Raw genomic sequence first — 10,810 nt, forward strand, 5'->3', positions numbered from 1 at the left:
GGCCTGGGCGGGCGCGGCCGGGCGGTTGAGCTGACCCAGCACGTCGTCCTTGTGCACGCGGCCACCCGCGCCGCTGCCCTTCACCTGGGAGAGGTCCACCCGGTTCTCCTCGGCCACCTTGCGCGCGGTGGGTGTGGCGCGCGCGTCGGACGCGGCGGGCGCCTCCGCGGCGGCGGGAGCGGGCGCGGCGGCCGGAGCCGCGGCGGCGGGCTTCGCGGCGGGAGCGCCGGCGCCCGCCTCGATGAGGCCCAGCACCTCGCCCACGCGGACCTTGTCGCCCTCCTGGAAGGCGATGCTGGACAGCGAGCCCGCGGACGGGGCCGGCACGTCGATGGTGACCTTGTCGGTCTCCAGGACGACGAGCGGCTCGTCGGCGCTGACGGCCTCACCTTGCTTCTTGTTCCACTTGCCGACGACGGCTTCGGTGATGGATTCGCCCAGGGGGGGCACCTTGATTTCAACGGCCATGCTTGGTCCCTCGGAGGATGGCTTCCTCGATGATGAGCTGCTGCTCGTATTCGTGTGTCTTGGGGAAGCCCGTGGCGGGGCTGGCGGCTTCGGCGCGACCGATGTAGCCGATCTTCACCTGCTGCTTCGACTGCGCGGAGGCCAGGTCGTGCAGGCGGGGGAACATGAAGTGCCACGCGCCGGCGTTGCGCGGCTCTTCCTGCACCCACAGCAGCTCGGCCAGCTTCGGCATCTTCGCGATGAGCCCCGCCAGCACGTCCGCGGCGAACGGGTAGAGCTGCTCCAGCCGGACGATGGCGATGCTGTCGTCCTTGCGCTCGTCCCGCGCCTTCACCAGGTCGTAGTACACCTTGCCGCTGCACAGGAGCAGCCGCGTCACGCCCGCCGGCTCCACCCGGTCCAGGATGACTTCCTGGAAGGTGCCCGTGGCCAGCTCGTCCACCTTGCTGGTGGCCTCCGGCCGGCGCAGCAGGCTCTTGGGCGACATGATGACCAGCGGCTTGCGCACCGGGCGCAGCACCTGGCGGCGCAGCAGGTGGAAGATCTGCGCGGGCGTGGTGGGGTAGCAGACCTGGATGTTGTCCTCGGCGCACAGGTCCAGGAAGCGCTCCAGGCGCGCGCTGGAGTGCTCCGGGCCCTGGCCTTCGTAGCCGTGCGGCAACAGCAGGGTGAGGCCGCTGAGGCGGCGCCACTTGCTCTCACCGGCGGCGATGAACTGGTCGATGATGATCTGCGCGCCGTTGCCGAAGTCGCCGAACTGCGCTTCCCAGGCCGTCAGGCCGTCCGGCACGTCCAGGCTGTAGCCGTACTCGAAGCCGAGCACGCCCATCTCCGACAGCGGGCTGTTGTAGACGTGGAAGCCGTTCTTCCCCTTGCCGCTGACGAACTGGCGCAGCGGGACGAACTTCTCGCCCGTCTTCACGTCGTGCACCACCGCGTGGCGGTGGCTGAAGGTGCCGCGCTCGCTGTCCTGGCCGGTGATGCGGATGTTGTAGCCCTCGGAGAGCAGCGTGGCGTAGGCCAGCGACTCGCCCTCGCTCCACTGCAGCTCGCCGCTGTCCAGCATGCCCAGGCGCTTCTTGATGACGGTGCGCTCCACGTCGCGGTGGACGTTGAAGCCCTCCGGCAGCGTGGACAGCTTGCGCAGCGCATCGCACAGCACCTGCTTGTCCACCGCGGTGGACACGTCCGCCGCGCTCTTCAGCGAGCCGCCCTGGTAGGGCTTCCACAGGCCCTCCAGCGCGCTGGGCTCCTTGAACTGGCTCTCCTGGCGCGCGCGGGTGAGCGCCGCGTCGAAGTCCTGCTGGCACTGCTGCTTGATGGCCTCGGACGCCTCGGCCGGAATCTTGCCCTGCGCCGCCAGCTTCGCCGCGTAGAGCGTGCGCACCGTCGGGTGCTTGCGGATGATGTCGTACATCGCCGGCTGCGTGAAGGCGGGCTCGTCACCCTCGTTGTGGCCGTAGCGGCGGTAGCAGACCAGGTCGATGACGACGTCCGTCTTGAACGTCTGGCGGTACTCGGCCACCAGCTTCGCGATGTGGACGCAGGCCTCCGGATCATCCCCGTTCACGTGGAAGATGGGGATGTCCAGCATCTGCGCGATGGCGGTGGAGTAGAGGGACGAGCGCGAGTCATGCGGGTCGGTGGTGAAGCCGACCTGGTTGTTGATGACGACGTGGACCGTGCCGCCCGTGGTGTAGCCCTTGAGGCCGGACAGGTTGAGCGTCTCCGGCACCACGCCCTGGCCGATGAAGGCCGCGTCGCCGTGGATGAGCAGCGGCATCACGCTGGTGCGCTCGGTGTCGCCGGCGCGGTCCTGCTTGGCGCGCACGCGGCCCTCCACCACCGGGTCCACCGCCTCCAGGTGGCTGGGGTTGAAGGCCAGCGACAGGTGCAGCTTGCGGCCCTGGCGCGTGGTGTGGTCCGACGAGAAGCCCATGTGGTACTTCACGTCGCCGCGGCCCAGGTAGGCCTGCGGGTTGCGGGGCCCGTCGAACTCGCTGAAGATCTGATCCGGCTGCTTGCCCAGGATGTTCGTCAGCACGTTGAGGCGGCCGCGGTGGGCCATGCCGATGACGATTTCCCTCAGGCCCAGGCCGGTGGCCACTTCGCCCAGCGCGTCCAGCATGGGGATGAGCGCCTCGCCGCCGTCCAGGCTGAAGCGCTTGGCGCCCACGTACTTGGTGTGGAGGAAGTGCTCGAAGCCCTCCGCGTAGGACAGCTTGGTGAGGATGTGCCGGCACTCGTCCGGGGAGAGGTCGGTGCGGTTCTCGCTGAACTCCATCCGGTGCATCAGCCAGCGGCGGCGCTGGCTGTCGAGCATGTGCATGTACTCGACGCCGATGGTGTCCGTGTACGTGCGGCGCAGGCGCGCCAGCAGGTCCGCCAGGCGCACGCGCTGCTCGCCGAACACGCCGTTGGTCTCCACGAGCTGCTCGGACTCGGCGTCGGTGAAGTGGCTGTCATCCACCAGGGCCACGTCCGCCACGTGCTCCAGCGCCGGGCGCGGGCGGCCCAGCGGATCCAGCTTCGCGCGCAGGTGGCCGCGCAGGCGGAAGGCGAAGATGACGTGGTCCACGCGCGCCTGCAGCGAGATGTCCTGGGCGGTCTGTCCGGGCGCGGCCACCGGGGCGGCCTGCGGCGCCGCCGCGGGCTGGGCCTTGGCCGCGGCGCCCTTGCCGCCACCCTTGGCCGCCGTGGGGGCCGGTACCGGCTCCAGCAGCCGGGTGCTGAAGATGGGTCGGCCGGCGCCGTTGCTGCGGTCGAAGACCTCCCGCCAGCTCGCATCCACGCTGGCGGGGTCCTCCAGATAACGGGCGTAGAGGCCCTCGATGAAGTCGATGTTGGCGCCGGAAAGGAACGTGTCCTGGAAATTCGCCATGGCGGTGTCGTCTTTTACTGGATGGGCGCCCCGTTGGGGGGTTTTCGCAGCAACTTTTGTAGCGCCCGCCCGCTGGCCGATAAGCGGCACCCCTTGCCGTGGAGCAGGTGGATTCATGCCCCGGGTGAGCGCAACTTCAACCGTTCCATCCAGAAGGAATGGTAGAGAACGCGTTTCCTGTCTTCCCCTTCCGCAACGAGGCCGTCTCCATGCTGCTCCAAGGCAAGAAGCTGCTCATCACCGGAGTGCTCACGCCTCAGTCCCTCGCCTACGGCATCACCGAGCACGCGCTGGCCCAGGGCGCCGAGGTCCTCCTCACCGGCTTCGGCCGGGCCAGGTCCCTCACCGAGCGGAGCGCCAGGCGCCTCAAGCCGGGGCTGGAGGTGCTGGAGCTGGACGTCACCAACTCCGCCCACTTCCCCGCGCTCACGGACGCCCTGCGCCAGCGCTGGGACCGGGTGGACGGCGTGTTGCACTCCATCGCCTACGCGCCCGAGGATGCTTTGGGTGGCAACTTCCTCAACACCCCGTGGGAGAGCGTGCAGACGGCGTTCCGCGTCTCCACCTTCTCGCTGAAGGAGCTGTCGGTGGCGTGCCTGCCGCTGATGACGCAGGGCGGTTCCATCGTCACGCTGGACTTCGACAACCGCGTCGCCTGGCCCATCTACGACTGGATGGGGGTGTGCAAGGCGGCGCTGGAGTCCACGGTGCGTTACCTGGCGCGCGATCTGGGCCCCAAGGGCATCCGCGTCAACGCGCTGGCCGCCGGGCCGCTGGCCACCATCGCCGCCAAGGGAATTCCGGGCTTCAAGGCCCTGGAGCGTGGCTGGAGCCAGCAGGCCCCCCTGGGCTGGAGCGCCAAGGACAGCCACGACCTGGTGGCCCGCACCGCATGTGCCCTGTTGTCGGATTGGCTGCCCTCCACCACCGGTGAAATGATCCACGTGGACGGTGGCTACCACGCCATTGGCGCCCCCCCGGCGACGCCGGACGCGGACGAGCTCCCGCCCAAGTCGGCCGGCGAGTAGGCCCTTTCCCCCGGGAGCATCTGGACCCAGGGGGGCGCCCTGAGGTCATCCGACACCTGCCTGCCCGGATGGATGTCGGGCCGGACCGCCCCCTGTTCTCACGTGAGCGCCCTCACGGTAGAGTCGTGAACGTTTCGCAGGACTCTCCGCGCGTCGCGGGGCCTGCGCAGGAGCCGCCGCACAGTGAGCACCCACAGCACCAACGTCTTGCTGGTGGACGACAGCCCGACGGTTCGCAACATCGTCAAGATCTACCTGATGAACCTCAAGGTCTCGACGCTCGAAGCCGACGATGCGACCCGGGGGCTGCAGATTCTCCGGCTGGTGCCGGTGAGCCTCGTCATCGCGGACATCAACATGCCGGGGATGGACGGCATCACCTTCGTCAAGGAGGTGCGCGCCAGCGCGATGCCGCAGGTGCGCTCGGTGCCCATCCTGCTGCTGACGGCGGAGAAGAACGTGGACCTGCGTCAGCGTGGCACTGAGGCCGGCGCCAACGCCTTCATCCAGAAGCCGGTGTCCCACCACGAGCTGACGGAAACGGTCCGCCAGTTCCTCGCGAAGGCCTGACCGCCGTGAGCCTGCCGTCCCTGCTGCTCGTCGACGACAGCGATGCGATTCTCGCGCTGGAGCGGGCCATCCTCTCCGGCCACTACACCATCCACACCGCCAGCAACGGCCGCGAGGCCCTGGAGAAGGTGGGGCGCCTGCGTCCGGTGGCGGTGCTGCTCGACTTGTCCATGCCGGAGATGGACGGCGACGAGGTCCTCCAGCGGATGAAGGCGGATCCGGCCACGGCCGACATCCCCGTCATCATCATCTCCTCGGAGAAGTCCCGCGCGGAGGCGTGCCTGGGGCTGGGCGCGGAGGCCTTCCTGGCCAAGCCGTTCCGCGCGGATGAGCTGCTGCAGACGGTGGGCGAGGCCATGACCAGCGCGCGGCAGCGGGCGCGCACGGGCTCGCTGCTGGTGCTGCGCGTGGCGGTGGGCGAGCTGGAGTTCGCCATTCCGCTGGACGCGGTGCGGGAGGTGCTGCTGCATCCGGCGACCCGGCCGCTGCCCACCGGGCCGACGTACCTGCGCGAATACGTGGAGGTGCGGGGCGCGGCGCTGTGCGTGCTGGACGTGGCGCGCCGGCTGGGCGTGGAGCACAAGCTGACGCGCGTGGAGCGCATGCTCGTCGTCATCGAGGCGGAGGGCCTGTCGCTGGCGCTCGCCGTGGACGCGGTGAAGGACCCCGAGGAGTACGCGGCGGCGGACATCGACCGGCGCGAGCGCGTGGGCGGCGCCGACCATGGTCCGCTGCGCGATGGGCTCATCGGCATGCTGCGGTCGGGAGGGCGCTCGCTGCCCATCCTGGATCCGCGGGTATTCATCGCGCGGGGGCTCCTGCGGGAGCTGCCCGCGATGCTCGAGGCCGCGGAGGCCGGGCGGAACGCATGAGCGGAGCGCTCGACCCGCGGCTGCTGGCCCGCGCGCGGGAGGTGGTGGCCAGCATCACTGGCTTTCGCAATGACGCCATCGCCTCCGAGGCGGTGGAGCGCGTGGTTCGCGCGGAGCTGACCCGCGGGCGCACCGCGCCCGACCTGCTGGGCGAGCTGCTCCACCCCGTCTCCCACCTGGGCACCGCGCTGGTGAAGGCCGTCCTGGTGGGGGAGACGTACTTCTTCCGCCACCCGGAGCACTTCCGCTTCATCTCCCACGCGGCCGTGCCCGCGGCGCTCCATCGCGGCGCCTTGGCCCTGCGGGGCTGGAGCGCGGGCTGCGCGTCCGGCGAGGAGGCGTATTCGCTGGCCGCGTGTCTCCAGGCGTCGCTGCCGCACGGCTTCCCGGTGGAGGTGCTGGGCACGGACATCCACGAGGCCAGCCTGGAGGCGGCGCGCCGCGCCACCTACGGGACGTGGTCCCGCCGCGAGTCCGCGCCGCGCCTCTTCCCGCTCTACTCGGAGACGGGCGAGCGCGAGGTCACCATCCTTCCCCCCGTCCGCCGCATCACCACCTTCGCCCAGGCGAACCTGCTGGCGCCGCTGCCCGAGCGCTTCGGCCGCTTCGACTTCATCCTCTGCCGCAACGTGCTGACCTACTTCACTCCCGCCGCGCGTGACGCGGCCATCTCCCTCCTGTCTCGCACGCTCAACCCCGGCGGCTGGTTGTTCCTGGGCGCCGTGGAGGTGGACCGCGTCCCCGCGGGCATGGTCCGCGAGGGGCCGCCGGAGCTGCAGGCCTTCCGCCTCCTCACGCCGGAGGAGCTGAGCGCCCGCGAAGTCGCCGCGTCGCGCGCCGCCGCCCGCGCCCATCCGGTGGCGGCGCCGTCCCGTCGTCCGGCGGCGCCGCGGATGCCCGCGCCGGCGCGCGAGGTGCCCGTGGCGCCTCCGCCGCCGCCCACGCGGCTGCACCTGAACGCGCTGGAGCGCATCGAGGAAGGCGACGAGGCGGGCGCGTCCTCCGTGCTGGAGGCCCTGGTCCGCCAGGCGCCGGACTATCTGCCGGGGCTGCTGGAGCTGGCCCTGCTGCGGGAGCGCTCCGGGGCGCGGGAAGGCGCGGTGCCGCTGATGCGCGCCCTGCGCTCGCGCGCCGAGCGGCTTCCACCCGACCACCTCGTGGAGGGGCCAGAGGCCCTGCCCGCGCGTTTCTACCAGGCGTCCGCTGACGCCTACCTCAACCAGGGGGCGCTCGAATGAAGGTCACTCCGCGGACGTTGGAAGAGTCCCAGGAGGCCGAGGCGCGCGAGCTGCTGGAGCGGCGCGCGTCCCGCCTGCGAGAGCAGGGCGAGAACACCGTCGAGGAGGCGGTCCACTGGATTGCCGAGTTTCCCCTCGGTGAGGAGCGCTACGCGCTCTCCCTGGAGTCGCTGCGCGCCGCGCTGCCCCTGAAGATGGTGTCGCCGGTGCCGCTGTCGGCGCCGCACGTCGTCGGGGTGCTGCGCTTCCAGGGCCAGGTGCTGGCCGCGCTCAGCCTGGCGTCGCTGCTGGGCGGCCACGGCTGGCGGCAGGACCCGGCGGTGCTGCTGGTGGTGGACCGCGGAGACGGCGAGCTGTGCGCGCTGGACTGCGAGGCCATCCCCCGGCCCACCACGCTGCCCATGAGCGCGGTGGAGGCCGCGCGGGCGCGCGCGGAGGGGGCGGTGATGGAGGTCTTCACGCAGGACCGGCAGCTCATCCACCTCATCGACCTGAAGCGACTGTTCTCCGCCACGCGCGGCACGGGAGCCCGTCATGCCCGTTGATCCGATGCTGCAGGGGCTCGTCGCGGGCTTCGCCGTCGAGGCCCAGGAAGTGGTCCAGAAGGTCACCATGGACCTGCTGGAGCTGGAGCGCGAGGGCCTGGAGACGGACGCCCTCACCCGGCTCTACATCCGGCTGGGCCGTCACCTGCACACCCTGAAGGGGAGCGCCGCCTCGCTGGGCATGCAGGACCTGAGCGACATCGCCCACAAGCTGGAGGACGCGCTCGCCCCGCTGAAGGCCAACGCCCAGAAGATGCCGCGGTCGGTGGTGGACATCCTGCTCCACGGCCTGGACCTCTTCCTGCTGCGCGCGCAGGCCCACGCGGATGGGCGGGGGGACGCGCTGCCGGACCCGGCCGCCGCCCTGGCGCAGCTGGTGGCGGACGCGCCGCCGCCCGACGAGGCCGCGGCCATGGTCGCCGCCTCCGGGGAGGAGGCCGCCGTCGCCGCGCCGACTCCGGCCGCGCCCTCGGAGTCCGTGTCCGTGCCGGACGCGCTGCCGGAGTCCGCGGACGCGGGCTGGCGGGTGTCGTCGTGGCAGGTGACGTCGCTGATGCGCGAGGTGGAGCGCCTGCGCGAGGTGCGCCTGCGCGTGGAGGAGCGGGGCCGCGAGCTGGAGCGGGTGGCCGTGCTGCTCGCGAAGGAGGGGCTGCTGGCGGAGACGGCGGAGGCGCGCACGGCGCTGTCCGGCACCGCGCGCTCGCTGCGCACCGACGGCGAGGAGACCAGTGACATCGTCGACGCGCTGGAGGACGGCCTCAAGGCCATCACCACGCGCCCGGTGCGCACCATCCTGGACCCGCTCCAGCGCATGGTGCGCGACCTGTCCCGCCAGCTGGGCAAGGAGGCGCGGCTGTCGGTGGTGGGCGCGGAGGTGTCGCTGGACCGGCGCCTGCTGGAGAAGCTGCAGGGCGCGCTGGTGCACCTGCTGCGCAACGCCGTGGACCACGGGCTGGAGCTGCCGGCGGACCGCGAGCGCGCGGGCAAGCACCACGAGGGCGCGCTCACCCTGCGCGTGGAGCAGCAGGGCAACCTGCTCTACCTGGAGGCGTCCGACGACGGCGCCGGCATCGACGTGGAGGTGGTGCGCCGCCTGGCCGAGCAGCGCGGCGTCGTCACGCCGGAGGAGACGGCGCGCCTCAACGAAAACCAGCTGAGAGACCTCATCTTCCGGCCCGGCTTCAGCACCCGCACGGACGTGACGGACACGTCCGGCCGCGGCGTGGGCCTGGACGCGGTGCGCGCGTCGGTGGAGGGGCTGCAGGGCCGCATCGAGGTGGCGAGCACGCCGGGACAGGGCACGCGCTTCATGCTGACGCTGCCCACGGACCTGGGCAGCTCCCCGGTGCTGGTGGTGCGCGTGCTGGAGCAGCTGGTGGGCCTGCCGATGCTGGCGGTGGAGGCCACGCAGCTGGCGCGCGCGGAGTCGCTGCGCCTGGGCAAGCGCCGGGCACACCTGGAGTACCAGGGGCAGCTGTTGTCGGTGGTGGACCTGGGGGCGCGGCTGGGCCTGCGCGCCCTGGCGCCGCCGGCCGAAGGGCAGCCGCTGCTGATTGTCCAGAGCGGCGGCAAGCGCGTGGCGCTGGTGGTGGACGCGGTGGTGGGGGACCGGGACCTGGTCATCCGCCCGCTGCCGTCGGAGGTTCGCGACGTGCCGGCCTGGCAGGGCGCGGCCACGCTCAGCCGCGGCGAGCTGCTGCTCATCTGCCGTCCGGACTGGCTGGTGACGGAGACGGTGCAGGCGCAGGTGTCGGCGCAGCGGCGGGCGCTGGTGGTGGACGACTCGCTGACCGCGCGGGCGCTGCACCGGGCCATGCTGGAGGCCGGCGGCTTCACGGTGCACCTGGCGGCCAGCGGGGCCCGGGGCCTGGACCGGCTCCAGTCGGACACCTACGACGTCGTCATCTGCGACCTGGACATGGAGGAGATGGACGGCATCCAGCTCATCGCGAAGCTGCGGGAGCGCCCGGAGACGGCGTCGCTGCCCGTCATCCTCGTCTCCGCGCATGACAGCGCGGTGGCGCGCGAGCGGGGCCTGAAGGCGGGCGCGGACGGCTACCTCAGCAAGCGCGAGTGCGCCGCGGGCCGGCTGCTGGCGGAGGTGCTGGACGTCATGAGCCGCCGGGGGAGTCGCGCGTGAGCGACAAGCGGCCCATCCGGGTCCTCGTGGTGGACGACTCGCCCACCATGGCGAACATGCTGACGGCCCTCCTCACGGAGGAGCCGCGCATCGAAGTCGTGGGCCGCGCGGGAGACGGCAACCGCGCCGTGCAGCTGGCGCGCCTCTTGCGGCCTGATGTCATCACCATGGACCTGCTGCTGCCCGGCCTGGATGGACCGGGGGCCATCGCCGCCATCATGTCCCAGTCCCCCGCGCGCATCCTCGTGGTGAGCGCGGTGGCGGAGCAGCGCGGCGTGGACCTGGGCTTCCAGGCGATGAGCGCCGGCGCGCTGGAGCTCATCGGCAAGCCCAACGTGACGAACGCGGAGGAGCTGCGCCGCTGGGGCAAGGAGCTGGCGCACTCGGTGTGCCTGATGGCGGAGGTGCCCGTCATCTCCCGCCGGCCGCGCGCGGCCACCGCGCCGCCGCCGCCCACCGGCGCGCGGGTGGACATCTTCGGCGTGGTGGCCTCCACGGGCGGGCCGCCCGCGCTGGCGGACGTGCTGTCCAAGCTGCCGCGCTCGCTGCCGGTGCCGCTGCTCATCGCCCAGCACATCACCGTGGGCTTCACCCAGGGCATGGTGCGCTGGCTGTCCCAGGTGACGCCGCTGCCGGTGGCCATCGCCAAGGACGGCGAGCGGCTGGAGCCGGGCCGCGTGTACTTCCCGCTGGACGGCAACGACTTGCTGGTGGACGAGTCGGGGCTGGCGCGCCTGCGGCCCAGCCGGGGCGGACCGTGCCCCAGCGGGGATGTGATGCTGACGTCGCTGGCCTCCGCCTTTGGCCGGCGCAGCGGCGGGGTGGTGCTCACCGGCATGGGCGAGGACGGCGCGCGGGGTCTCCTGGCCATCCGCAGGGCGGGCGGCGTCACCTTCTCCCAGGACGAGGCGTCGTCGGTCGTCTTCGGCATGCCGCGCGCCGCGCTGGATGTGAAGGCCACCGACCAGGGCGTGCCCCTGGCCTCGCTGCCGGAGCTCATCCTCCAGAGTTGTACCTTCGCCCCCTTCCGGGGCGGACGCCCCGAGGGAGGGCCCACCCGGTGAGCCC

The 10,810-nt window shown here is 71.9% G+C and carries 9 protein-coding genes; 7 read left to right on the forward strand and 2 right to left on the reverse strand.

Features of this window, described 5'->3' with window-relative positions; all coding sequences use genetic code 11:
- Positions 1–468, reverse strand: a 468-nt coding sequence (locus G4D87_RS25205) for a biotin/lipoyl-containing protein (RefSeq protein WP_205507714.1), incomplete at its 3' end; no start/stop codon positions are given.
- The gene (locus G4D87_RS25210; protein WP_163784768.1) at positions 458–3,349 is read right to left on the reverse strand and encodes a 2-oxoglutarate dehydrogenase E1 component; all 2,892 of its coding nucleotides are present in this window, start codon (positions 3,347–3,349) and stop codon (positions 458–460) included. The genes G4D87_RS25205 and G4D87_RS25210, both read right to left, overlap by 11 nt.
- Positions 3,350–3,558: 209 nt before the next feature.
- Here G4D87_RS25210 and fabI point away from each other — a divergent pair, with 209 nt between their 5' ends.
- The 7 genes from fabI (at position 3,559) to G4D87_RS25245 (ending at position 10,806) form a co-directional block, all read left to right on the forward strand.
- Positions 3,559–4,377: an enoyl-ACP reductase FabI gene (gene fabI, locus G4D87_RS25215; protein WP_163784775.1), complete on the forward strand. Its 819-nt coding sequence runs from the start codon at positions 3,559–3,561 to the stop codon at positions 4,375–4,377.
- A 183-nt stretch (positions 4,378–4,560) separates the two neighbouring features.
- Entirely contained in the window at positions 4,561–4,947 is a 387-nt protein-coding gene (locus tag G4D87_RS25220) for a response regulator (RefSeq protein ID WP_163784769.1), read from the forward strand.
- 5 nt (positions 4,948–4,952) lie between these two features.
- Positions 4,953–5,819, forward strand: coding sequence for a response regulator (locus G4D87_RS25225; protein WP_163784770.1), 867 nt, complete (start codon positions 4,953–4,955; stop codon positions 5,817–5,819).
- Positions 5,816–7,057 (forward strand): CheR family methyltransferase, encoded by a 1,242-nt coding sequence (locus G4D87_RS25230; protein ID WP_163784771.1) that lies wholly within the window; start codon positions 5,816–5,818, stop codon positions 7,055–7,057. The genes G4D87_RS25225 and G4D87_RS25230 overlap by 4 nt, the downstream gene beginning before the upstream one ends.
- Positions 7,054–7,602 carry a chemotaxis protein CheW gene (locus tag G4D87_RS25235; RefSeq protein WP_163784772.1) on the forward strand — a complete coding sequence of 183 codons (549 nt, stop codon included), beginning with the start codon at positions 7,054–7,056 and terminating at the stop codon, positions 7,600–7,602. Before G4D87_RS25230 ends, G4D87_RS25235 begins: the two co-directional genes overlap by 4 nt.
- Entirely contained in the window at positions 7,592–9,742 is a 2,151-nt protein-coding gene (locus G4D87_RS25240; RefSeq protein WP_163784773.1) for a hybrid sensor histidine kinase/response regulator, read from the forward strand. The genes G4D87_RS25235 and G4D87_RS25240 overlap by 11 nt, the downstream gene beginning before the upstream one ends.
- Entirely contained in the window at positions 9,739–10,806 is a 1,068-nt protein-coding gene (locus G4D87_RS25245) for a chemotaxis protein CheB (RefSeq protein ID WP_163784774.1), read from the forward strand. The genes G4D87_RS25240 and G4D87_RS25245 overlap by 4 nt, the downstream gene beginning before the upstream one ends.
- Positions 10,807–10,810: the final 4 nt, after the last annotated feature.

It is taken from the genome of Myxococcus vastator, assembly GCF_010894475.1.
GTDB classification, from domain to species: domain Bacteria; phylum Myxococcota; class Myxococcia; order Myxococcales; family Myxococcaceae; genus Myxococcus; species Myxococcus vastator.